Annotated in this window: 23 protein-coding genes; 16 read left to right on the top strand and 7 right to left on the bottom strand. The window is 46.0% G+C overall.

The features are described 5' to 3' along the window. Positions 1-139: 139 nt before the first annotated feature. On the bottom strand, positions 140-700 hold the full coding sequence (locus tag RIG68_RS02870) for a methyltransferase family protein (protein WP_350118398.1): 561 nt from the start codon (positions 698-700) through the stop codon (positions 140-142). Between the two features lie 60 nt (positions 701-760). Between RIG68_RS02870 and RIG68_RS02875 the strand changes: the two genes are divergently transcribed. After that, complete coding sequence (locus tag RIG68_RS02875; RefSeq protein WP_350118400.1) at positions 761-1,975, top strand: NAD(P)-dependent oxidoreductase; 1,215 nt, start codon at positions 761-763, stop codon at positions 1,973-1,975. A gap of 78 nt (positions 1,976-2,053) precedes the next feature. Here RIG68_RS02875 and rho read toward each other — a convergent pair whose 3' ends face one another. Then, complete coding sequence (gene rho / locus RIG68_RS02880; RefSeq protein ID WP_350118402.1) at positions 2,054-3,799, bottom strand: transcription termination factor Rho; 1,746 nt, start codon at positions 3,797-3,799, stop codon at positions 2,054-2,056. Positions 3,800-4,063: 264 nt separating this feature from the next. Between rho and serS the strand changes: the two genes are divergently transcribed. The 4 genes from serS to RIG68_RS02900 all read left to right on the top strand — a co-directional run bounded on the left by serS (position 4,064) and on the right by RIG68_RS02900 (position 8,868). After that, a complete protein-coding gene (gene serS / locus RIG68_RS02885; RefSeq protein WP_350118404.1) occupies positions 4,064-5,338 on the top strand; it encodes a serine--tRNA ligase in 1,275 nt (424 codons plus the stop codon). A 62-nt stretch (positions 5,339-5,400) separates the two neighbouring features. Then, positions 5,401-7,539, top strand: a complete 2,139-nt coding sequence (locus RIG68_RS02890) for a prolyl oligopeptidase family serine peptidase (protein WP_350118406.1) — start codon at positions 5,401-5,403, stop codon at positions 7,537-7,539. Between the two features lie 96 nt (positions 7,540-7,635). Continuing rightward, positions 7,636-8,397: a hypothetical protein gene (locus tag RIG68_RS02895; RefSeq protein WP_350118408.1), complete on the top strand. Its 762-nt coding sequence runs from the start codon at positions 7,636-7,638 to the stop codon at positions 8,395-8,397. 21 nt (positions 8,398-8,418) lie between these two features. Further along, the gene (locus RIG68_RS02900; protein WP_350118410.1) at positions 8,419-8,868 is read left to right on the top strand and encodes a GNAT family N-acetyltransferase; all 450 of its coding nucleotides are present in this window, start codon (positions 8,419-8,421) and stop codon (positions 8,866-8,868) included. A 5-nt stretch (positions 8,869-8,873) separates the two neighbouring features. Here RIG68_RS02900 and RIG68_RS02905 read toward each other — a convergent pair whose 3' ends face one another. Together RIG68_RS02905 and RIG68_RS02910 are read right to left on the bottom strand one after the other, a co-directional pair. Beyond that, positions 8,874-10,430, bottom strand: coding sequence for a serine hydrolase domain-containing protein (locus RIG68_RS02905; RefSeq protein WP_350118412.1), 1,557 nt, complete (start codon positions 10,428-10,430; stop codon positions 8,874-8,876). A 110-nt stretch (positions 10,431-10,540) separates the two neighbouring features. Next, complete coding sequence (locus RIG68_RS02910; RefSeq protein WP_350118414.1) at positions 10,541-10,843, bottom strand: DUF4286 family protein; 303 nt, start codon at positions 10,841-10,843, stop codon at positions 10,541-10,543. A gap of 105 nt (positions 10,844-10,948) precedes the next feature. Between RIG68_RS02910 and RIG68_RS02915 the strand changes: the two genes are divergently transcribed. The 10 genes from RIG68_RS02915 (at position 10,949) to RIG68_RS02960 (ending at position 19,077) form a co-directional block, all read left to right on the top strand. Then, the gene (locus RIG68_RS02915) at positions 10,949-11,572 is read left to right on the top strand and encodes a carotenoid biosynthesis protein (protein ID WP_350118416.1); all 624 of its coding nucleotides are present in this window, start codon (positions 10,949-10,951) and stop codon (positions 11,570-11,572) included. A 98-nt stretch (positions 11,573-11,670) separates the two neighbouring features. Then, positions 11,671-12,567: a MerR family transcriptional regulator gene (locus RIG68_RS02920; RefSeq protein WP_350073358.1), complete on the top strand. Its 897-nt coding sequence runs from the start codon at positions 11,671-11,673 to the stop codon at positions 12,565-12,567. 210 nt (positions 12,568-12,777) lie between these two features. After that, positions 12,778-13,290: an RNA polymerase sigma factor gene (locus RIG68_RS02925; protein WP_350073356.1), complete on the top strand. Its 513-nt coding sequence runs from the start codon at positions 12,778-12,780 to the stop codon at positions 13,288-13,290. Positions 13,291-13,293: 3 nt separating this feature from the next. After that, positions 13,294-14,772 carry a bifunctional phytoene desaturase/3,4-desaturase gene (crtID, locus tag RIG68_RS02930; RefSeq protein WP_350118418.1) on the top strand — a complete coding sequence of 493 codons (1,479 nt, stop codon included), beginning with the start codon at positions 13,294-13,296 and terminating at the stop codon, positions 14,770-14,772. A 10-nt stretch (positions 14,773-14,782) separates the two neighbouring features. Continuing rightward, a complete protein-coding gene (locus RIG68_RS02935) occupies positions 14,783-15,625 on the top strand; it encodes a phytoene/squalene synthase family protein (RefSeq protein WP_350118420.1) in 843 nt (280 codons plus the stop codon). Beyond that, positions 15,625-16,320, top strand: coding sequence for a lycopene cyclase domain-containing protein (locus RIG68_RS02940; RefSeq protein WP_350118422.1), 696 nt, complete (start codon positions 15,625-15,627; stop codon positions 16,318-16,320). The genes RIG68_RS02935 and RIG68_RS02940 overlap by 1 nt, the downstream gene beginning before the upstream one ends. A gap of 21 nt (positions 16,321-16,341) precedes the next feature. Further along, positions 16,342-17,187: a 4-hydroxy-3-methylbut-2-enyl diphosphate reductase gene (locus RIG68_RS02945; protein WP_350118424.1), complete on the top strand. Its 846-nt coding sequence runs from the start codon at positions 16,342-16,344 to the stop codon at positions 17,185-17,187. A 25-nt stretch (positions 17,188-17,212) separates the two neighbouring features. Then, on the top strand, positions 17,213-17,668 hold the full coding sequence (locus tag RIG68_RS02950) for a sterol desaturase family protein (protein WP_350118426.1): 456 nt from the start codon (positions 17,213-17,215) through the stop codon (positions 17,666-17,668). Between the two features lie 208 nt (positions 17,669-17,876). Beyond that, positions 17,877-18,350, top strand: coding sequence for a DUF4190 domain-containing protein (locus RIG68_RS02955; protein WP_350118427.1), 474 nt, complete (start codon positions 17,877-17,879; stop codon positions 18,348-18,350). Between the two features lie 196 nt (positions 18,351-18,546). Next, entirely contained in the window at positions 18,547-19,077 is a 531-nt protein-coding gene (locus RIG68_RS02960; RefSeq protein ID WP_350118429.1) for a DUF4190 domain-containing protein, read from the top strand. A 46-nt stretch (positions 19,078-19,123) separates the two neighbouring features. Here the strand turns inward: RIG68_RS02960 and RIG68_RS02965 are convergent, their stop codons facing one another. Next, entirely contained in the window at positions 19,124-21,721 is a 2,598-nt protein-coding gene (locus RIG68_RS02965; RefSeq protein WP_350118431.1) for an ABC transporter permease, read from the bottom strand. 3 nt (positions 21,722-21,724) lie between these two features. Continuing rightward, positions 21,725-22,057 (bottom strand): PadR family transcriptional regulator, encoded by a 333-nt coding sequence (locus RIG68_RS02970; protein ID WP_151996230.1) that lies wholly within the window; start codon positions 22,055-22,057, stop codon positions 21,725-21,727. A 127-nt stretch (positions 22,058-22,184) separates the two neighbouring features. Between RIG68_RS02970 and RIG68_RS02975 the strand changes: the two genes are divergently transcribed. After that, positions 22,185-22,955, top strand: coding sequence for a DUF1223 domain-containing protein (locus RIG68_RS02975; protein WP_350118432.1), 771 nt, complete (start codon positions 22,185-22,187; stop codon positions 22,953-22,955). A 13-nt stretch (positions 22,956-22,968) separates the two neighbouring features. Here RIG68_RS02975 and RIG68_RS02980 read toward each other — a convergent pair whose 3' ends face one another. Continuing rightward, positions 22,969-24,228 (bottom strand): dipeptidase, encoded by a 1,260-nt coding sequence (locus tag RIG68_RS02980; RefSeq protein ID WP_350118434.1) that lies wholly within the window; start codon positions 24,226-24,228, stop codon positions 22,969-22,971. Positions 24,229-24,458: the final 230 nt, after the last annotated feature.

The following is a 24,458-nucleotide window of genomic DNA, read 5'->3' on the forward strand; positions in this document are numbered from 1 at the left end:
TCATCTCAGATTTATAGCCCAATTGTACTCTTCCAAGGCCAAAGATGATACGATACACTACAAAATCGAAATAGGAAGGCTCAAATAGATCTTCCCATTTCCACTTTTTGCCCTCATTTAATCAATTTTCAAGGGAGCCCTAGAATAACTTAGGAAACACGGCAGGGACTCTGGAACGATACTCTTCATAGTCTCTGCCATATTTTTTTATCAACTTCTTCTCCTCCAGCCAAATCCCAATTGGCAGGTAGGCGAAAACCCACACGACAGTTACCAAATTGATCATTTTGGGGATGTAAAGCAGAAAGCCCAAACAGAGCAGTATTGTACCTGAGTAAATCGGGTGCCTGACCCTTTCAAGAATACCTCCTGATTTAAACTCAACGTCCTCCACTTCCTTTTTCAGACCGAGAAAGGCCCCAAGAGAAAATTGACGAAAAGAAAGTCTGATGATAATGACACCATATGCCGCCAGGGAAAAAGCGAAAAAGTCAGTAACGGGTGTCTTGCCAAATACAAATGGAGAGTCGACAGTAGCCATATAAAGCACGATGGCCAACAGCAACAGCAGGGCCACAGTGTTGTAAAACAGGCGAAACCATTGCCTGTTAAACCTGTGTTTTACAAAATCCGCTGCCAGAAAGCTATGGAGGGAAAAGTAAAGCACCCAAAATAGGCTTACCAAAATTAATCCTTCCATATGATTATGCTTGTCTTTGCATCTTAGTAATATTGGGGCAAGAATACAACTCCCAATTCAATGATGAAGATAAAGGTAGGCATAATCAAGGAGGGAAAAGTTCCTGTCGACAAAAGAGTCCCCATTACGCCCGAACAGGCGGTTGAAATACAAACCAAGTTCCCAGGCGTGGAAGTGCTGGTGCAAAGGAGCGATGTTCGATGCTTTCCCGATGCTGCTTATGAGGAGAAAGGGCTCAAAATGGTCGATTCCATGGACATGTGCGACGTTATTTTTGGGGTAAAAGAAGTCCCTGTCGCACAGCTCATCCCGGGCAAAACCTACTTCTTTTTTTCCCACACTATCAAAAAGCAGGAATACAACAAGCCATTGCTAAAAGCACTGCTGGAAAAGAAAATCAAAATGGTGGACTACGAGACCCTTACTGACGAAAACGGTCAGCGGGTGATCGCCTTTGGTCGGTGGGCAGGGATAGTGGGTGCCTACAACGCTATTTGGACCTACGGAAAAAGATACAATCTTTACCATTTAAGGCGGGCGCATGAATGCTTTGACCTTGAAGACTTGAAAACCGAGTTTTCTAAGGTAAAACTGCCCCCAATTAAAATGGTAGTGACGGGTGGCGGCCGGGTAGCCAAAGGAGCAATGGAAGTACTGGTGGGTATGAACATCAGAAAAGTGACACCAGCTGCCCTGCTAACACAGTCCTTCGACTTTCCTGTATTTGCTCAGCTTAATTCAAGAGACTACAACACGCACAATGAAGGCAAAGAATTCAACCGTGGTGAATTCTATTCCCATGCTGAAAACTTTCATTCTGACTTTCTTAGATATGCCAAAGTGGCTGAGATTCTAATTGCAGCAGCCTTCTGGGAGCCAAAGGCACCCACACTCTTTGAACGGGCGGATGCCACAAAAAACGACTTTTGTCTGCATGTGATCGCCGACGTTACCTGCGACATTGAAGGATCGATCCCGTCAACAAAAAAGCCGTCGACAATAGATGACCCGGTTTACGACTATGACCCTACGCAAGACGAGATAATGCCCGCATTCAGCGAGGAGGGTAACATATCGATGATGGCAGTCGATAATTTGCCATGCGAGTTGCCGAGAGATGCGTCGAATGATTTTGGGAATATGCTGGTCAGTAATGTACTGCCTCACCTGTTCACAAATGATGAGTTCAGAATAATTCAAGACGCCACAATAACCGATGACGGAAAACTAACAAGCCGCTACCAATACCTAAAAGAGTGGGTTGAAGCAAGGTAGTCGGTCAGATTTAGATTTAGCAGGGCACAAAAAAAGAGCGGTTTTAGGCCGCTCTTTCAGTTTACAAGTGTTTATTTCTTATCCGTTCATGGAGATCAGGAACTCGGCATTGTTCTGCGTTCCCTTCATCTTATCGAGAAGGAACTCCATAGCCTCCTGAGAAGTCATGTCGGACATGTATTTTCTGAGTATCCAAACCTTTGATAGCTCGTCTTTTTCCATGAGCAGGTCTTCACGACGAGTTCCGGATGCTGGTACATCAATAGCAGGGTACACACGCTTGTTGGACAGCTTGCGATCCAGTTGCAATTCCATGTTACCAGTACCTTTGAATTCTTCGAAGATAACCTCGTCCATTTTCGAGCCTGTTTCAATCAATGCGGTGGCAATAATGGTCAACGAACCTCCATGCTCCACATTTCTGGCAGCACCAAAGAATCTCTTAGGCTTGTGCAGCGCATTAGCATCAACACCACCGGAAAGTATTTTGCCTGACGAAGGAACTACTGTGTTGTAAGCCCTGGCCAAACGAGTGATCGAGTCAAGAAGAATAACAACGTCGTGTCCACATTCCACCATTCTCTTGGCTTTCTCAAGCACTATGCTCGCCACTTTCACGTGACGGTCGGCCTGCTCATCGAAAGTTGATGAAATAACCTCAGCATGCACGCTGCGAGCCATATCGGTTACTTCTTCAGGACGTTCGTCAATGAGAAGAATGATCAGGTAAATCTCAGGATGGTTCTCTGTAATGGCGTTGGCAATTTGCTTTAGAAGCACCGTTTTACCAGTTTTTGGCTGTGCCACAATCATTCCACGCTGTCCTTTTCCAATTGGAGCAAACAAGTCGAGAATTCTGGCTGAGTAGTGATCGGGTCTCTTAGGCGAGCTAAGTCTAATTTTTTCTTCAGGGAATAGCGGCGTCAGGTATTCAAAAGAAACCCTGTCACGTATTTCCTCAGTTGTTTTACCGTTAACGGTTTCAACTCTTAGCAAGGCGAAATACTTTTCTCCTTCTTTTGGAGGCCTGATTTGACCCTTTACAGAATCCCCAGTTTTTAAGCCAAACAGCTTAATCTGCGAAGGTGAAACATAAATATCGTCAGGACTAGCCAGGTAGTTATAGTCAGGAGAGCGAAGGAAGCCATAGCCATCCTGCATGATTTCCAGCACGCCTTCGTTGACTATAATGCCGTCGAACTCTTTGATATTGGTGTTATAATTCCTTTTTGGCTTGAATGGAGCACGTTGTTCTTTTTGATCACCCTTGTCTTCTCTGCCAGGTTGGTCTCCTCTATCCTCACGATTTCTCGTGTCTTCTCTAAGCTCTCCTCTCGAGTCGTTAGATATTTCTTTTTCAACCTTCTTACCTTCTTCTACCACTTCTTTTGCTGAGGAGTCACTGCTGTTGTCATCGTCATCAGTTTCCAGATTGAAAGACTGAAGGAGCTCATCGGCACTGCTTACCTCTCTCTTCTTCGGACGGTCGTCCGATTTGCCTTCAGCAGGCTTTGCTGCGTCCTTTGCTACCACATTCTCCCTGCGAATCTTCGGTTTGTTGTTAGGTCTTCTATCGTCCTCCCTTGGCGGACGGGCGGGCTTGGGTTTGTCCTCCGGGGCCGGAGCTGCGGCTACAGGAGTCGCAGCCTTATCTGATTTCTTTATTTTAGATACTTCCTCTTCTGGCATGACGGCCTGGTGATCGAGGATTTTGTAGACTAATTCTTGTTTTGCAGCTTTTTTGTAGTTGGGAACTCCAAGTTTTTCTGCGATGTCTTTTAATTCTGAAAGAAGACGGACATTAAGGTCGTCAATGCTGTACATAAACTATGAATTGAGATAGTAATATTCTAAATGAAGTGGTTACAAAAAAAAGGTCGAGATTCTATTCCGTTAAAACAAAATTGATAATGAGAAACGGCCTGAGGTTTGTCGGAAAATGACGCCGCAATTATATGCTAAGCATTCATTAATAACAAGCAATTGCTGAAAAAAGACCGCTGGAGACACAAGAGAATTTAAGCGGAACCCAGCCTGAATATTTCTTTGTAAATCTCTTACTTTTGCAAACTTAACTAATTAGGCATAATGTTACAAGTTTCTGAAATACGTGCTAATAAAGAAAAGGTTCTAATCGGGCTCCGAAAAAGAGGTCTGAAAGAGGTAGAGGAAAAAATTGACGAGGTGCTGGCCCTGGACGACAAGCGGAAATCTCTGAAAACAGAGATGGATGTGGCTCTGGCAGAAGCGAACCAACTAGCCAAACAAATTGGGCAGTTAATGCAAAGCGGCCAAAAAGAGGAAGCTGAGAAGATCAAATCACAGACATCAGATCTCAAGGAAACTTCTAAGAAATTAGCTGGTGAGCTGGAATCTACTGAAGAGCTGCTTACAAATAAACTCTATGAGCTTCCCAACGTGCCGCATGAAAGCGTGCCGGAAGGACGAACAGCCGAAGATAATGAAGTAGTGTTTCAGGTAGGCACTTTACCAAAGCTTCCAGAAAGCGCCAAGCCACATTGGGACATCATTAAGGAGTATGACATCATCGATTTTGACCTTGGCATAAAAATAACCGGAGCTGGCTTCCCTGTTTACAAGAAACAAGGGGCCAGAATTGTGCGGGCAATGATCAACTACTTTCTTGATCAGGCATTGGATGCAGGCTACCTCGAAATGAGACCACCAATCGTGGTTAATAAAGAATCGGGCTACGGAACGGGCCAGTTGCCTGACAAAGAGGGGCAAATGTATCATGCCACCGCCGACGACTTGTATCTTATCCCTACAGCAGAAGTGCCCATTACCAACCTTTACCGGGATGTAATTCTGGCTGATGACGAGCTACCTGTAAAGAATGTGGCTTATACGCCCTGCTTCAGGAGAGAAGCTGGAAGCTGGGGAGCGCATGTGCGTGGGCTTAACAGGCTCCACCAGTTTGATAAGGTGGAGATAGTACAGGTGACCACGCCTGAGGAGTCGTACAAAGCACTGGAAGGAATGAAGAACCATGTTGAGCGGCTTATCAAAAATCTTGAGCTCCCTTACCGCATTCTGAAGCTGTGTGGAGGCGATATGGGCTTCACGTCTGCACTTACCTTCGACTTCGAAGTATACTCTGCAGCGCAGAAAAAATGGTTGGAGGTAAGCTCTGTATCTAACTTTGAGACTTACCAGGCTAACAGGCTCAAGCTGAGACGTAAGGTGGGCAAAAAGACTGAACTGCTTCACACCCTCAACGGAAGTGCACTGGCCCTGCCAAGGATACTGGCAGCTATGTTGGAAAACAACCAAACGCCTGATGGCATCAAGATTCCGAAGGTGCTGGTTCCGTACACAGGATTCAATATGATCAAGAAATAATTTAACGCATAAGCCTGAAACCAATCTTTCAGGCTTTTTTTATCCCTTTAACCCATTCAACCATGAGAAAATTATTCATTCTTATCGTCTTAGCCGGCTTTGTCAGCTATTGCTCTCAGCCACCAAAAGAAGAGCCTGTTGCCTATCCGAAAACGGACACCGTGGCCCATGTCGATGAATACTTCGGCACTAAGGTGGAAGACCCCTACCGGTGGCTCGAAAATGACACCTCGGCCGCAACTGCGCAATGGGTAGAAGCAGAAAACAAAGTAACCTTTGGCTACCTGAACAATATCGACTTCAAAGACGCAGTGAAAGAAAGGCTTACGAAGCTTTGGGACTATGAAAAAGTGTACGCCCCGTTCAAGCGTGGAGATTACTACTACTTTTATAAGAATGACGGGCTTCAAAATCAGAACGTCCTTTACCGGGTGAAAAATCTTGGTGATGAACCGGAAGAGTTTTTGAACCCTAATACGTTCTCTGCCGACGGAACTGTCTCTCTTGCAGGCTTGAGCTTTTCTAAAGACGGCTCGCTTGCCGGCATGTTGCTGTCTGACGGCGGCTCAGATTGGAGAAAGGGTGTGCTTTTTAATACCAGCACGAAAGAGCTTGTTGGAGACACTTTGAGAGACTTAAAGTTCACAGGCTTTTCATGGAAAGGCAACGAAGGTGTCTATTACAGCAGCTACGACAAACCTAAAGATGGGAGCGTGCTATCGGGTAAGACCCAACACCACAAACTGTACTTCCACAAGCTCGGCGAACCTCAGGCAAGCGACAAGCTGATCCTGGGTGGGGCCGAATTTCCCAGACGCTACGTAGGAGCCAACCTGACGGAAGATGAGCGCTTCCTGGTTATCTCTGCTTCTGTTAGCACAACCGGCAATGAACTTTACATTCAGGATTTAACAGTTCCAAACAGCCCAATAAAGCCAATTGTTGACAACGTAGACAAAGACCATTATGTAATCGACAACGACGGGGAGATCCTATTTATCTTCACTAATCTGGACGCACCCAACAACAGGATTGTGAAGACCTCGTTTGCTGATCCGACACCAGCCACATGGGCAGATGTGATTCCTGAAACCAAAAACGTGCTCAGCGCCAGCACTGCCGGGAAGAAGATTTTTGCAGAGTACCTGGTAGATGCCAAGTCTGAAATCAAACAATACAACCGAAAGGGTGAGCTGGAAAGAGACGTGGAGCTGCCTGGCATTGGAAGCATTTATGGCTTTGGAGGCGAAGAAAGTGACACCGATATCTATTACACGTTTACCTCATTCACCTATCCTAGCTCTATCTTCTCTTATAATATTGCCTCAGGGAAATCCAGCCTGTATCAGCAACCGAAGGTCGACTTCAACCCTGAAGACTACACTACCGAGCAGGTTTTCTATAGCAGCAAGGACGGCACCAAAATCCCCATGTTTATCACCTATAAGAAAGGGGTTGAAAAAAATGGAAAGAACCCCACCTACCTTTACAGCTATGGCGGGTTTAATATCAGCATGACACCTGGCTTCAGTGTTTCCAGGATTGTATGGTTGGAAAACGGCGGCATCTATGCGCAACCCAGCATCCGTGGTGGTGGAGAGTACGGCGAAGAATGGCACCTGGCTGGCACAAAAATGAGGAAGCAAAATGTGTTTGACGATTTCATAGGTGCAGCAGAATACCTGATCAAAGAAGGTTATACCAGCAGCGACTACCTGGCTATTGCCGGTGGCTCTAACGGCGGGCTTCTGGTGGGTGCTACCATGACACAACGGCCTGAGCTATTTAAGGTGGCACTCCCCGCAGTAGGCGTAATGGACATACTTCGCTATCACACTTTCACGGCGGGTGCTGGCTGGGCTTACGACTACGGCACTTCAGAGGACTCAGAAGAGATGTTCAAGTATATTCTGGGTTATTCTCCTGTTCATAATGTGAAAGCAGGTGTGAAATACCCTGCGACTTTAGTTACCACCGCCGACCATGACGACAGGGTGGTGCCTGCTCATTCATTTAAGTTTGCCGCTCAGCTACAAGCCAAGCAGGCTGGCGACAATCCGGTGTTGATTCGAATTGAAACCAGAGCAGGTCATGGCGCCGGAAAGCCTACCTCCAAAATAATTGAAGAGGCAGCTGATATATATTCATTTACCTGGTACAACATGGGTATTGTGCCAGAAGTGGCCAAAAAGGCAATGTAAATAGCAGTTGGCTTGATGTATCAACTGAAAGGGGCATTTTGGCCCCTTTTTTGTTTACACTTCGGCAGGTTCATTTTTTCAACTAAGGACAATTTTATGAAACGAGCCAAAATACTGTGCCCGCTACTGGGGCTAATGTTGGCTTTCGGCACCGCCGAGGGGCAGGTAGGCGAGGTAAGAAAAGACGCCCGGGCAAACAAGGAGAGCACGAAGTCCAACAACAATGGCGACAGGCATTCTGGAGAAAGCAGCGCATTTATGGGAAGGCTATTCATCGACGCATTCAGAATAAGTTTCCGTGGCATTGGGCTTGCCCATCATAAGATGCTCGACCGCCGATTCGACCAGCCATGGATTGTTTCGCTGGATGCAAGTATGCCCATCGGTTACCACTTTCCTCATCACACTAAATTCATTGCACCGGAAATCACGGGCAAGTGGGGTCTTTTTGCTACCAACGCACGTATTAACCGAATTTGGGATCGAACTGGCAACTTCCAAACAGTCGACTGGCAAATCTTGCAGGTCAATTTTGCTACCAGTGCTCATTTTTCATTGCGGGCCGGGGTTGGCATCTCCGTTGATACCGAGTTTAATCAGGCCTACCCCGAATTTACCATCAATTCGGGAATTCACTTTCAAGAGAGAAGCCTGAACACTTTGCTGGAATATCGGGTGTCGCATGATCCGGAAAACGGAGCTACACCCCGGAGGGAGTTCAGTATAAAACAGGAAAAGCTATTGGCCACTACCGGCCCATTCAATTTTGGAGGTTTTGGAGGCTTCACGTTTCAACGCTGGTTTAGTAATACTAATTTTTATTTCATTCAGGCTGGGATGTCTATACATTTGAGGTAATACCTACCCTTTTTATCAGGCATGGAAATAAAAATACGTGAAGGTCAAATTGAAGACCTGGCCCAAGCACTGGAGCTGGTGAAGGAGCTGGCAGAATACGAAAAGGCATTAGATCAAGTCGATAACAGCATTGAACAAATGGCAGCCGATGGTTTTGGCGAGCATCCGGTCTTCGGCTTTTTTGTGGCGGAGAAAGGCGCAACGATCGTAGGCATTGCCTTGTACTATTACCGTTACTCAACCTGGAAAGGCAAGAGGATTTACCTTGAAGACATAGTGGTCACCCAATCGGAAAGGGGAAGCGGAATTGGCAAACAGCTATTTGACGCCACCATTCAAAAAGGAAAAGATACAAACTGCACAGGTATGATGTGGCAGGTTCTTGATTGGAATGAACCTGCCATCAATTTCTACAAGAAATACGGCACAAGGTTTGACAACGGATGGCTCAATTGCCACCTGGACTTTTAACCAGCTTACTGTGCCTCCACCAGTTCTCCTTCTATCACCGGTGCCTTCATAGTTGGCGCAAAGCTCCATTTGAAATCAAGCATGACATCTTCTCCTTCAAAGGTGCAAATAATCGTCTCGGTGTGTGGACTCTCAATGTACCGCAGTGTTAGTTCCAGCACGTTCTCCTCAGTCCAGGAATAGGCTGCTGCTACTTTGAATGGTGGCAATCCTTTCAATGCATTTTTCGCTCTCGCTACCAAATATGGGCCTGGTCTTTGTGTCTGTGAAAATTTCCACTCCCCCCATCCAATCGGTATAGCGTAGGTGGTGTCCTTGTATTTCATCACCACGTTACTACCTGTCGCTCCAAACTGGAATTGAATACTTTCAATGTTCCTTCCGTTTGAGTCCAGCTCAAAAACTTTTTCGGAAATAGCTCCCTCCAAAGTGGAAGCAAGGCTGGCAGCAGGAATCGACAGCGCTAGTGAGGCAACCTTTCTTTCAAGCGATGCAACGGCCGCCGCATCAACGGGCAGCTCATCGTCGGACATCGCTGGCAGCAACTGATCCCAAACCATGTTTAAGATTCCCTGCATATCAGACGTCTCCGAGGTAATAGCAATGACTGCGTCCTGATCTGGCATCACGATGATGTATTGACCAAAAGCACCGTCGCCCCGAAACGCATTGTTCCGGCACCGCCAAAACTGGTAGCAATATCCCTGCAACCAATCACTTTTTGCTCTTGTCTCTGCTGGTAACTCAGGCGACTGCTGTATTTTGAAAGAGGTTGCTTCTGCTATCCACTCTTCCGAAAGAATTTGCTCGCCGTTCCACTTACCTTTTTGGAGCAAAAGCTGCCCAAATTTAGCCATGTCCTCCGTCTTCAGCCTGAGCCCCCAGCCTCCGGTGTTGTTCCCCACCAGATCAGTCTCCCAGTCGATTCCTTGTATATGCAAAGGATCGAACAGCCTTGGTTTCAAATAGTCGATGACTTTTTGCCCTGTTACTTTAGTGACAATAGCCGACAGCATATAAGTAGCCATCGAATTGTAGAGAAATTTTGTTCCCGGCTTGTTGATGATGGGCGTGTAAAGGAATGACTTTACCCAGAGGCTGTCGCCAGGTATGGTGGCCGACGGGTCTGGATCCTGCCCTACAGACATGGTAAGCAGGTCTTTGACAGTGAGGGCTGCCATGAAGTCGCTCACGCTATCTGTAACATATTCTGGGAAAAACGAAATAACCGAGTCATTGACAGTCAACAGCTTTTCCGTGACCGCAAAACCAATGGCCGTTGAGGTAAAGCTTTTGCTTGTAGAGTACATGGTGTGCGGCAGCTCTGGCCCATAAGGGCTCCACCAGCTCTCTGCGATCACTTTCCCATGGCGGAGAAACATGAAACTGTGGAATTCGTGCTTGCTGGTATCGGCCGATTCAAGAAAGGCCTGAATGCTGGAGGAGGGTACACCCTCCGCTTCCGGAACGCCTCGTGGAAGGTCAATGATTTTTTCCTCTACAGGCTTTTCGCAGGCAGCAAGGAAAAGAAAAAATAGGTATGCCCCATAAAGGGCCTTCATGTTGAACTGTTTGATCATAACGGAAGTGGCATTGAGTGGATTTACCCAATAAATCTAGCACTACTTCCTATGATTAGCAATGGGATGGTGCATGGGCAGAACAGCAATTACTACACCTCCTCCATAAGCGTTCGAAAAGCTACGTGTTTGTTTTTATACCTTTCCATATGAGCTTGTACCAGCGCTGGTGCGTAAGTTTCAAGATATTCGTTTACCTGCTTTACAGAGGCTGCAAAAAACTGCACGCTGTATGTGGCACTCCCATCCCCTTCGTCGTGCAATAGCTTGAATATTTTGCTCTCCACAAACTTACCTGTAGCCATTACTTTTGGAATGTGATTTGACTTTATCCAATGCAGCCATTCGTCTTCAACTACTGATTCTATATTAACCGTTACGTTGTATAATACCATAAATTCAGCCCTTTGGCTGGGGTAGACTGTTAAACAAGTTGGCAAATTCTGCACTATTTTCAAACCAAACAAGCAGCGGCAAGTTTACCTTTCTAACTTTGAATAATGAGCAGTAAAAACAAGGCGGCACTGGTAATTGTGGTACTTCATTTGGTTGGCACTATTGGCATGCTGTTACCAGAGTGGGCACCTTTGATGAGGCAACTGACACCTCTCAACCTTTTGATAGTGGCAGCGCTTGTGATCATTTTTCAGCAAAACAAAACCCCTTCCTTCTACGCCTATGCATTTCTGTGTTTTCTGATCGCCTTTTTTAGTGAGGTAGTTGGCGTACAAACCGGCTGGCCATTCGGAAGTTACGAATACGGAGCCACTTTAGGGCCCAAGCTCTTCGGCGTGCCTTTGCTTATCGGCACCAACTGGCTGATACTGGTAGTATGTACAGCTTCTCTTACACGCTCCATCAACAACAAGTGGCTCGCATCACTGGCTGGTGCATTGCTAATGGTGGGATTGGATATATTGCTGGAGCCGGTAGCTATCATGTCGGACTACTGGAGCTGGCAAGGGTCGGGCATTCCAATTCAGAACTATATTAGCTGGGGAGCACTTGCCTTTATTCTCCATATCGTACTCCACAATTTTGATTTTGAAAACAAAAATGAGTTAGACAAATACGTTATTTTGTCTCAGGCATCTTTCTTTGCGCTCGTTGGCTACCTGGGCTAACAAAGTTTTTCAAACATTTTAGTTGAGCATTAAGTTTGTCTCATCATAAACCGATTATAAGATCACATTTAAATTAGAGTGCGATAACGTTTAAGTAAGTGAGCAACTATTCAATCAAAGACCTCGAGCATTTATCTGGCATCAAAGCCCACACTATCCGGATTTGGGAGCAACGGTACAATTTTATCAAACCCAGCCGTTCCGAGACTAATATAAGGAGCTACGACGATCTCGATTTGAAGCTTATCCTCAATGTTTCGTTGTTGAAAGACAACGGATTCAAGATTTCTCACATTGCCGACATGAGTTCTCAGGAAATAGCCGAGGAAGTGCTATTGCTGACTGAGAAACACCTGCGTTTTCCAGAGCAAATTCATGCACTCACTTTGGCGATGATTGATATGGATGAAGACAGGTTCGAAAAGATCATGTCGTCTAACATTTTAAAGCTCGGGTTCGAAAAGACGATGCTTAATATCGTCTATCCATTTCTATCTAAAATCGGCGTCCTTTGGCAAACAGGAAGCATCACCCCGGCGCAAGAGCATTTCATTTCTAACCTGATCCGTCAAAAGCTAATTGTAGCGATCGATGGGCAGTATTCATCAGAGTATACAAATGCAAAAAAGTACCTCCTTTACCTCCCAGAGGGCGAGCTTCATGAGCTGAGCCTCCTTTTTGCCGACTACGTGATTAGGTCAAGGCACAATAAGAGCATTTACCTCGGCCAGTCGTTGCCTCTCCAGGATCTGGTTTCTGTCTACAACCTGCACAAACCGAAATTTATCCTTTCTATCCTCACATCCGTTCCTGGCATTGATCAGGTGCAGGGCTATGTCAACAAGCTTTCAGGTCTCTTTCCTGAATCGACCATTCTTCTCTCCGGTTATCAGGTAATAGGGCAGGATATTCAAACCCCCGACAATGTGATCATTTTTACCCGGTCAGAGCAGATCACAAGTTTTGTTGAAGAGCACAACGCCGAAGTGCAGTAGTCTCAAAGCCCTAAGTTTCCCCCTTTTCTTATAAAACCTGTATCCACAAGCATCCGCAGATACGAAACCGTCTGCATTGCTTCTGCCGTACCAGGAGTCGTAGACCAGTGCTAACTTCATTTTGTTTAACAAAACAAAAAATAAACTAAACAAAACATTGCAGTTTGTTTAAATGTTTGTAATTTTGATTAAACAAAATAACTGACCGATATGACGGCTTTAGAATTCAATTACACTCTTAAAGAAATGTCAGGATCATTGAAACCATTCGCACTGAAGCTAACCAGGGACATGGAAGATGCGAATGACCTCATTCAGGAAACAATGCTGAAGGCATTCAAAAACCGTGACAAATTTGCCACTGGCACCAATATTAAGGCTTGGTTGTACACAATCATGAAGAACACCTTTATTACCAACTACCAAAGAATGGTAAGAAGGAACACCTTTATCGACACCACCGACAACCTGCACTATATCAACTCATCAGGAAGCAGTGTTCAAAACGACGTCTACTCCAGCTTTACAAGGGAGGACATCGAAGCAGCACTCGACAACGTGGATGATGTATATAAAAGCCCGTTCATGATGTATTTCCGGGGATTCAAATACCACGAAATTGCCGAGAAGCTACAAATACCGATTGGTACCGTTAAAAACCGAATTCACATTGCCCGCAAGGAATTAAAAGCTAAATTGACTCATTACGCTCACAGCTTCTAATTTATGCCAGCACTGGATATTTGCGTTATCGGCTCAGGCTTTGCGGGGTTATCAGCAGCCACTTGCCTGGCTGATCAGGGCCATAATGTCACTTTACTAGAAAAAAATAAAACGATTGGAGGCAGAGCAAGGAAACTTGAAGCAGACGGCTTCATGTTTGACATGGGCCCCTCCTGGTATTGGATGCCTGATGTTTTTGATCGGTATTTTGCACTTTTCGGTAAGAAGCCCTCCGACTACTATCATTTGAAAAGGCTCGACCCGTCTTACACCGTCGTGTTTGATAAAGACGACCACATGAAGGTGCCTGCCAAAATGAGCGAACTGGAGGCTCTTTTTGAATCACTTGAAAAGGGTGCGGGAAAAAAATTGCAGGCCTTTCTTTCCCAGGCAGAATACAAGTATGAAGTTGGCATCAATGACCTTGTGTACAAACCAAGCCGCTCACTGTTCGAGTTTATTGATCCCCGGCTCTTAAAAGGTCTGGTGAAAATGGATGTGTTCCAAAGCATGCATAGTCACGTTCGAAAATTCTTCACCAATGACAAACTCATCCGACTGATGGAGTTCCCCGTCCTCTTTCTTGGCGCCATACCGGAAAACACACCGGCGTTGTACAGCCTGATGAACTATGCCGACATGTCGCTGGGCACGTGGTACCCGGAGGGTGGCATGTATAAAGTGATTGAGGCAATGGTTAGCCTGGCAGAGGAGAAAGGTGTGAAGATCCTGACTGACCATGAAGTAGAGAAAATAGTGGCAAAAAATGGGAAAGCTGAAAGTGTGCTTACCGCCAAAGGTGCCTTCAAAGCTGATGTGGTGGTGGCCGGTGCCGATTACCACCATGTAGACCAGCACCTGCTCGACTATGAGCACAGAAATTATAGCCCAAAATATTGGGAGAAAAGAACCATGGCTCCTTCCAGCCTTTTGTTCTACATCGGACTGAACAAAAAACTGGAAAATATCACCCACCACATGTTGTTCTTCGATGAGGACTTCGGGCCCCATGCGAAAGAGATTTATGAGACGCCTGGCTGGCCCAGCAAGCCTTTGTTTTACCTCTCTGCTACTTCGGTAACTGACTACACGGTCGCCCCTAAGGGCTGTGAAAACCTTATTCTGCTCATCCCAGTAGCACCAGGACTGAAAGATGATGAAGCAACGAGGGAAAAATATTACAACATCATCATAGATCGATTAGAGGTTTTGATAGGGCAGGAAGTGAAAAACCATGTGATTTTTAAACAAAGCTACGCTCACAACGATTTCATAAAGGATTACCACGCTTTCAGAGGAAATGCCTACGGCCTGGCAAATACGCTGAAGCAAACGGCTATTTTGAAGCCATCCCTAAAAAATCGCCATCTAAAAAATTTATATTATACCGGGCAATTAACAGTACCCGGCCCAGGCGTGCCTCCTACTCTTATTTCGGGCCAGGTGGTAGCCAATGAAATAAAAAAAGACTTTGTCAGATAATAGTAACACTATGAACCACATAGATCTTTTTGACAGCACCGCATTAAAAGTCAGCCAGCTGGTGACAGAGCGCTACAGTACGTCCTTTACTCTTGGGATTAAAACGCTGCACAAAAAATTTAGAGATCCTGTGTTTGCCATTTATGGGTTTGTCAGGTATGCCGACGAAATCGTAGATACGTTTCACGACCACAATAAAAAAGTGCTGCTGGAAAGATTTAGAAAAGACACCTACGATGCTATTGACGAGAAGCTAAGCTTTAACCCTATACTTCACTCGTTTCAGTCCGTCGTCAATCAATACAAAATAGAGAACGAACTCATCGACGCCTTTCTGCACAGCATGGAAATGGACATTCTCCAGAATGAGTACAATGAAAGCGGCTACCAGGAATATATCTACGGCTCGGCCGAGGTAGTTGGGCTCATGTGCCTGAGAGTGTTTTGCGAAGGGGATGACAAAGAATTCCAATCGTTGAAAGCACCCGCCCGAAGGCTGGGTGCTGCCTTTCAAAAGGTGAATTTTCTAAGAGACATCAAAAGCGATTTTAAAGACAGAGGGCGCACCTATTTCCCAGGTGTAGACTTCAATAATTTCTCACAAATCAGCAAGGCGCAGATTGAATCAGACATTCAGCAGGACTTCGACGCTGCCTACGAAGGCATCAAAAGGCTGCACAAGGGAGCCCGGCTTGGTGTGTACCTGGCCTACGTATACTACCTGACACTGTTCAGCAAAATTAAAAGACTACCGGTTGCAAGAATTATGACTGAAAGGATCAGGATACCTGATTCGAAGAAGATCATTTTGCTGTTCCAAACCTACCTAAAGCACAGTTTAAACGGCTTCTGATGTCACTCTATCTTTGGCTACATATTGCCACAGTCTCGTTTCCCTTACTGAGGTCATTCGAACCGAGAATTGCCTATGCCTCCAGATGGAGGGCACTGTTTCCGGGCATCTTACTCACAGCCGCTTTCTTTATCGTTTGGGATGTCATCTTTACAAAAGATGGCGTTTGGGGCTTCAACGCTGACTACCTCACCGGGCTGTATTTATTTCAGCTTCCCGTTGAAGAGTGGCTCTTCTTTTTCACCGTCCCATTCGCATCTGTGTTTATTTATGACTGTGTTGTTTATTTTGACAAAGGAAATAAGGTAAACATAAAGCTCAACTGGCTGGCGACTTTACTTGGGGCATTGCTAATCATTCTGGCTTTGGCATCCTATGGAAAAGACTACACTTTCTACAATTTTCTGTTCGCCGGACTCTTGCTGGTTATACATGGCTTATGGTTAAAATCGGCCTACCTAGGGCATTTCTTTATCGCCTACCTCATCCATCTCATCCCTTTTCTTCTGGTCAACGGTATCCTTACGGGTGGCGTGACTGAAGAGCCAATTGTTTGGTACAACAACGCAGAAAATCTGGGGTTAAGAATTTGGACGATACCTATGGAAGACACAGTGTATGCACTACTGCTGCTGCTCATGAATATCACATATTACGAATTCTTTAAATCGAGATTTGGTCTCAAACATAATTGACGTTTGCTGGTTTATTAAAGTATGTTGAACCTACGTGTAAATATCGACCCTCATTCTGGCTTTTGCTTTGGAGTGGTATATGCCATTGAAATGGCTGAAGACATTCTGGAGGAAGAAGGTAGGCTGTTTTGCTTAGGTGATATTGTACACAACGACGAGGAAGTGAAGCGGCTTGAAAAGAAAGGCCTGAAGATCATCAATCACGACGAGTTAGGCGATATCAGGGACGCCAAAGTGTTGATCAGGGCACATGGCGAGCCGCCATCGACCTATTCTTTGGCGGTTGACAACAACCTGGAGCTGATAGATGCTTCGTGCCCCGTGGTACTCAAGCTTCAAAACAGAATCAAGAACTCTTTCGATAAAAAGGAAACGATCTACATCTACGGCAAGCCTGGTCACGCCGAAGTAGTCGGGCTACTTGGCCAAACTAACAATCAGGCAGTGGTTTTTCAGGACATCGCCGAATTAGACATCCCGTCGCTGCCAAGGGAGCTGACACTATATAGTCAGACCACTAAAAGCACGGATAAGTTCTATGAAATCACCCGCTTGCTTACCGAAGCCGGCATAAGAGTGAATCCCAATGACACCATTTGCCGACAAGTGTCGAACAGAGATAAGGAACTGAGAGACTTTGCCCGACACTTTGACAAGATTGTGTTTGTTTCAGGCACAAAGTCGTCGAACGGCAAGGTGCTTTATCAGGTATGTAAAAACACCAACCCCGACACGCACTTTATCAGCAATGCTGCTGAGTTGGAGAAACAATGGTTTAAGCTTGGCGATACTGTCGGCATTTGCGGAGCCACCTCCACGCCCATGTGGCTAATGGAGTCAGTAAGAGATGAGTTGCTGACTTATTGATTATCTTTGTTAAGAATTTCTTCGAATGATCTGGTTGTTTTACACCTTTCTTGTCATAGGCACTTTCTTCTTTATGGAAGCTGTGGCCTGGTTTACTCATAAATACATTATGCATGGGGTTTTATGGACGTGGCATAGGTCGCACCACAGGCTGCACAACCACACGCTGGAACGCAACGACCTGTTTGCTTTGGTTTTCAGTATCCCGTCCATCGCTTGTATAGTCTTTGGATCCGAATTTCCCGAAATTCGCTGGCTGATGTTCGTGGGCTTTGGTATTCTGGCGTACGGCCTGTTTTACTTTATTTTCCATGATGTGATTGTGCATCGACGCATCAAGATCAAGTACAAAGCCAAAAGCAAATACATGAAGCGGATCATGCATGCCCACCACGTGCACCACGAAGTGCATACGAAAGAAGGAGCAAGAGCTTTTGGTTTTTTGTATGCGCCCAAGAAGTATGAAAAAGAAATAAAGTAACCCCAAGGCACCTATTTCTCCTTTTCGACTGTATTTTGCCTGCCAAATGAGGCAGATTATTCCATTTCTACTTTTTGGGCTTTTGTTCACTCACTGCAAGACCAGAAGCTATTACATTTTCTCACCTCCACCCACAAGCACTAACGCATCACTCTACGCTTCCGCATCAAACCATATAGGCTACCAGAATGCAGCGGTCGATTCTCTCATGCCCAACGCCACTACACCCGGAAACTTTAACAGCGGACAAGATAGTGTCAATCTTTACTCACATGATGAAAGACCAGGCAGCCAAAAAAAGGCTCGCACCGCTTCTAAAAAACCTCCCTCTGTTAGGCCCCCACACAAAAAACAACCAAAAAATGATGCTAGTAACAACTCCGCCACTGTACCTGATGAGGGCGACCCGAAACCCAATGCGCTTGCACACGTGAGCTTTTTTTCTGCTATTGGGCTCATACTTTTATACGTGTTTTTATCATTTTCATCACCCATCGGCGTCATATTGGCTCTCTCACTTCCCGTTATTGCCATAGCAACTGGCATAATTGCCCTTCCCCAGATCAAAAAATATCACGAGATGGGTAAACATTTAGCCATTTTTGGAATATGTATTGGGGCGCTGGCATTTGCTCTGGCAATTTTGGCCTTGATATACGTTAATCAATCTCGCCCAAATTGATTACTATAGTATTTGAGCACACTGGCAATAGGAAGAGGTAAATTTCAAAAATCGAGTTGCGTGCTGCGTTAAAAGTGACGGACTATTTATTATTTTGGCTGCAAAATAAATATGCTCAATGAGGCAAGTAGTAGCTGGTTTGCTTTTCTTAGTGATTTTGATCCAATGTAAAGCCCATAAACCGTATCAATTTCACTTGCCCTTTTCAAAAAAGTCCGAAAAAATCCATTCAAATAAATTTGTGCCAGGTGCAGAGGAAGAAGATCCTTTTTTTGATACGCTGACGTATTTCGAAAAAGAGCAAGAAAAAGAAGCGCTATACTCTCCGGAGTTCAAAGCCAAAAATTTAAATCTGGGTCTTGCGGGAAGTCCCTCTGATTCATCCATTGTACCGATCGACCCGGAAATCCTCAAAAGGGACACCTCCCAACTATCTCCCAGAAATAGCACCATTCAAAAAACCAGCAGTTTGGCGCAAATCAGTTTCTTCTCAGCATTGGCCACTATTGCACTCTTTCTTTTACCTCTTTCGTACCCCGCTCTTGGCTCCTTTTTGTTCTTAGCAGCAGCTGCCTCCGCCCTAACCACCGGGCTGATCGCTATTCAACGCATAAGAAAAAAGAATCAGAGTGGTTACGGCATGGCCGTGTTTGGTGCAAGCATCGGCGGCCTCGTGCTATCGATCCTCGCCATACTCATCTTCTATGGCTATGTCATCAATCAGTAGTCGGCCACGCCAGGAGATCACCTTCTACCATTCAATTCAGCATAGTTTACTCATCCCTCAGCGCTAGCACCGGATTCTCTTTCGCCGCCCTTAAAACAATGAGCCCAACGCTGATCATGGCAAACAACAAAACGAGCCCGCCTGCAATCACGAATATTGTTGGATCCAAAGCTATGTGATAGGCAAAGCCCTGCAAAAATTCGCTCATCAGGTAATATGAAGCTGGGGTAGCGATGGTGAAGGCAACCAAAACCAAAAGCAAATAGCCTTTCATCAGCGACACAGACAATTCGGACAAAGATGCCCCCATCACCTTCCTTATGCCTATCTCCTTGCGCTTGCGACGAATAAGAAACGACGCCACACTGAACAAGCCCAGCGAAGCAATGACGATGGCGAGAATAGAAAAGAAGGCTGCTGAGATGCCGATCCTTTCCTGCTCTCTGTACATGCCGGCAAACTCCTGATCGAGAAAAAAGTAATCGAAACTACTCAGCGACTCCAGCCCATTCCACTCCTTTTCCACCCGGGCCAGCACTGAGGATGTTTTGCCAGGCTGGAACCGGACCACGATCAGGCTGCCATACACATTATCCAAAAAGTGAATGAGAGGCTGAACTTCACCCGCCAGGGATTGATAGTGGAAGTCTTCCGTTACGCCAATCACTTTGTAGAGTGTGCATCCGTTTTGTCCACCCTCGCAGAGTGTTTTGTCCTCAATATTCTGCCAACCAAATGCCTGCATAGCCTTTTTGTTGATAATGACTGCGGCGGTGTCACCGGCACGGGTTGCATCGAAGTTGCGGCCTTCGACGAAGCTGACGCCCAGGGCAGGGAAATAGTCAGCACCAACATACGACTGTCGCAAGCTGTGCACCACCGTGGGGTCGGCTTTGTCGCTGAATCGGTTGTAGTTTTGCCAATAGCGCCCAGGGACATTTTGAGCCCTTGTCACCACTTCTACACCAGGTTCGGTCGCAAGCGCTTCTTGCATCACTTTAACACGCTGCATGGCTTTTTCAATATCGGGAAAGTCTTGCTCCGACAGGGGCACTACCAACACCTGACTATCGTCGAAGTTCAGGTTCTGGTTTTTCATAAAGGTGATCTGCTTCCAAATCACCACCGTGCCTACGATCATTAAGATGGAAGCAGCGAACTGAAATGTCAGGAGCCATTTCCTGAAAACAGGATTGGTGCCTTTGTTGCTACTCTTTCCCTTGAGCCCATCTGTCGCTTTGATGGAGGTGATCAGCAGAGCTGGAAAAAGCCCACTTGCCATACCAAGAAGCATGGAAAAAAAGAGCGTTGCGCCAACCATGACTGCCCAGCCGCCCGACGTATAGGTAAAGGCAATAGAGAATATTTCTTCCATGTAAGGAATGGCAAAAAACAGCATCAACCAGGCTGCCAGGGTAGCCAGAAAGTTCACTATGAAAGCTTCTGCCAAAAACTGAGAAACAAGCTGCCTTTTGGAAGAGCCAAGCACCTTCCGTATCGTTACTTCCTTGATTCTCACAAGCGCTTGTGCAGAGGCCAGGTTCACGTAGTTCACCGATGCAATGGCAAGAATGATGATTGCAACTATGCCCAGCAGGTTGATGACCATATCGTTGTTGGCCTCCACTGCCCTGGAGCTTTTTAGTGGGAGCAAATGAATGCTGGCAGCATTGCCAGCTGGCAAAAAATTGTCGGCAACGATCTGATCAAGCTTATCGGCAAGCTGCTGTGGAGTCGCATACTCGTCCAACATCACATATGCGGTCATAAAGGTGTTGTACCAGTTGGCCAGCTCGGGGTCGGCGAGGTAGTCGGGAATATTGCTCCAACCCGACAGGATGCTGAACTGGATGGTCGAATGAGTTGGGATGTCTTGCAATACGGCGCCCACTATCCATGTTTTGTCGCCAAGTACTTCTTTCACCTGTTTTCCCACCGCCCTGTCATCGCCGAAGAGCTCCCTGGCCTTTTTTTCTGTAATGACCATCTGGCCTTTGGTCGCCAGCGTTTGCTTCAGGTCACCCTCCAGCACTGCGAAGCCAAACATATCGGCAAAATCTTCGTCCACAAACTTGATTGTCTCCTGAATTCGCCCATGCTCAGCTTCGAGCCACGGACTGTCCCACCCTGCAAACCGGGTTGCGGCCACCACCTCGGGCAGGTCGGCCTTGAGTTTGGGGGCCAGGGGCGTTTTGGTGAGGTAATCAGGCTCCCCGCCGTTTTCCATCTCACCGATTTTGTAAATGCGGGCACTGTTGGGATGGAAACCATCGAACGATTTTTCGTAGCTGACAACAAGGAATAGCAGAATGGCAGAGGCAATTCCGAGTGAAAGGCCCAGAAGGTTGATCAGCGTGTAGCCCTTTTGCCGACGCAGATTGCGGTAGCTTACCTTGAAATGATCCTGAAACATAAAAAATGGATTTACTGATGACGGAATAACTGACTTTAAAAGTTTCGGTCGGATGAGTCGGGTGATCTCCCAAATAAAGAGCCACCTGAGTTTCGAAGGAGAATTCTCCTGTGCCTTTTGCTCGTATATTTCCAACAAGTCCCCTTCAATCTCTTCTAGAAAATCTGCTTTACAGATTGCCCTGAAAAATCGCATCGGCAGGCGAGGTGGAACAAATTGAGGGGATCTCATGGGCTACATATATTTTAAAACCATCGATGGTATGTCAGACCACAGCTGGGCACGGATGTCTTTGATCTCCTGTAAAGCTCTTTGGGCAGAGGCCGTAATTTTGTAATACTTCTTCCGCTTGCCTCCACGCACGTTGGAGGTTTCGCCCCATGCTGAGTCGAGATAGCCTTTCTCTTCCAGCCTCTTTAGCGCTGTTTGCAGCGCACCTACGCTGGTGCCATAACCCAGCCTGCTCTCCAGCTCGTTTTTTATTGACACACCATAAGCGTCATTATGCAATACAGCAATAGTCAGCAGCACAATTTCCTCAAACTCCCCCAGCTGTGTTTTCTTCATGATTTATATTTTTCCGAAATGTAGAGGTTATCATATTAAATTCCTAATTGAAGAGGTTATAAGACTTCTTTTGCTGATTGTCAGCCACCTTACAGCATGCGAGGCCTCTGCTCTGTACCTTTACATCATGAAAAAGTGGGCAATTGCTATAGGCGTTGTGCTAGTAGTGGGACTTACAGCTTTTCTAAGCTCGAAGCCTTTCGTTGAAAAAGACACCCCATTGTTCACCTCCGGCAGTGGAGGTTTTGCCGTCATTGAGCTGTTCACCTCGCAAGGCTGCTCGAGTTGTTCGGCTGCGGATCAGCTTCTTAACTCAATTATCGAGGAAGCCTCCGCTAAGGGCGAGCCCGTCTTCGGTTTGTCTTTTCACGTAAGTTACTGGGACTACCTTGGCTGGAAAGACCCGTACGCCAGCTCCAAGTACAACGTTCGACAAGGCAACTATGTCAACAAACTAAAGGCTGGCAATGCCTACACCCCCCAAATGGTGGTAAATGGAAAAGTTGAATTTGTGGGTTCTTCCCGGAAGGAAGCGGATAGCGCCATCAAAACTGCTTTGTCCGAACCGGCCAGTTATTCGCTAAAAGTTTCAGTTGTTGACAACGGCGAAGAGCTCCTGGTGAAATATGCCCTGGACAAAGCACCTAACCAGACATTGATCAATTTCGCCCTGGTGAAAAAGGAGGCAGAAAACCATGTGCCGAGGGGAGAGAACAAAGGACGAACGCTGACCCACAAAAATGTAGTTGTGGAGTTTCATGCAGTAGCAGCACAGACGGCTGGAGAAGTTTCACTTTACCTGCCAAAAGAATTTGACACCGAAGACAGTTCCGTAATTATTTACCTCCAAAATAAAAATGACCTGGCCATCATTGCTGCTTGCCAGGTCATCCTGTAATTTTTTGTGAGGGTCAGGCACCCTTCAGTTCTTTAGATTTATCAAGCACTGTGTTCCAAACCCTGAACACGTTCTGGTAACAAATCTTGGCAATGTCCTCTTCAGTGTAGCCCCGCTTCAAAAGTTCGTAAATCAGGTTAGGAAACTCAGAAACGTCTTTAAGGCCAGTTGGCAGCGAGTCACCCACGCCGTCGTAGTCGGAGCCCAAACCGACGTGGTCAATACCAGCTATTTCTACCACATGGTCAATATGATCGGCCACCACGCCTACAGTGGCAAACAGGTTGATGGCAGAATCTGCCACGTATTGTTTCATATAAGCCTGCGCAGTAGAATCTCTGTAGCTCAATCCATTTTCAGCCAACCAGTTGGTCATGTGCTCCCTTACTTTTTCGCTTTGTTCTCTCACTTCACCGGAAAGAAAGCTCGACCCGAAGTTGATTTGGATCACGCCACCATTCTCACCCAGCATTTTGATCATTTCATCCGACATATTGCGCTCAAAACCTGGTGTGAAATACCGGCAAGATGAGTGAGATGCGATAGCAGGCACGTCAGTCAGCGCCATCACATCATAAAACGTGCTGTCCGACACATGCGAAATATCCACCATGACACCTTGCTTGTTCATTTCATTCACAACCTCCTCACCAAATGGGCTCAGACCATTCCAGGTGTAAGTGGTATCGTAGCTGGAGTCGCAAATCTGGTTGTCTTTGCCGTGGGTAAGCGTGATATAATTGATCCCTCTTTCAGCGAAGTACGCCACGTTGGCCAGGTCCTCCATCAAGGGAGCTCCGTTTTCCATTCCCATCGGCAGCGAGATCAAACCAGCTTTAAAGTTCTCTTCAATTGCCGCTGGCGTCTTGGCCAACGCAAATTTGTCAGGATAGGTAGTAGTCAGCTTCTCCACCATACCTATGAGCGAATCGGCCAGGTCTTTGGCTTCCTGTGTTACACCGTAGCTCGATGGAATGTAAATCGACATCATAGGCGCATCCAGGCCGCCTTCCTTTGCCCGCACATAGTCAAAGTTGCCTTCCGGCGTGCGAACAGACACGTCCATAACTTCCTTTTTTAGGATAAAACCCGCCACCTTCATTCGATAGGGCAAATCAACGTGGCCATCAGTCAGTATATATTTATGAGCAAGTGTGTCTGCGTATGCCCTCAGCTCGTCGTCCGACATAGTTGAAACATCTTTCTTCTCTTCCTTTGGAGTACTGCAGGCCGCTAATACAGCAATTAAAAGGCAGTAGACTAGTTTTTTCATTGTTTTGGGTTTAGTTGAGCCATGAAATTAAGTGCAAATGACAAAGAAACCAACAGTTTGTTGTGGAGAACGAAATAAAACAGCACTTAATTCGCTGTTTCATCTAACAAAATGAGAAAATGATTAATAATAGTATAAAATTTAAACCGAAGTGAATGTGGCACTTCGAATTAATTAACTTGCCTGCAAGTGGTGCCTTACGTCTAAATCTGTAGTTGGGCCATAAGATT

It is taken from the genome of Imperialibacter sp. (assembly GCF_040222385.1).
Taxonomy (GTDB): Bacteria; Bacteroidota; Bacteroidia; order Cytophagales; family Cyclobacteriaceae; genus Imperialibacter.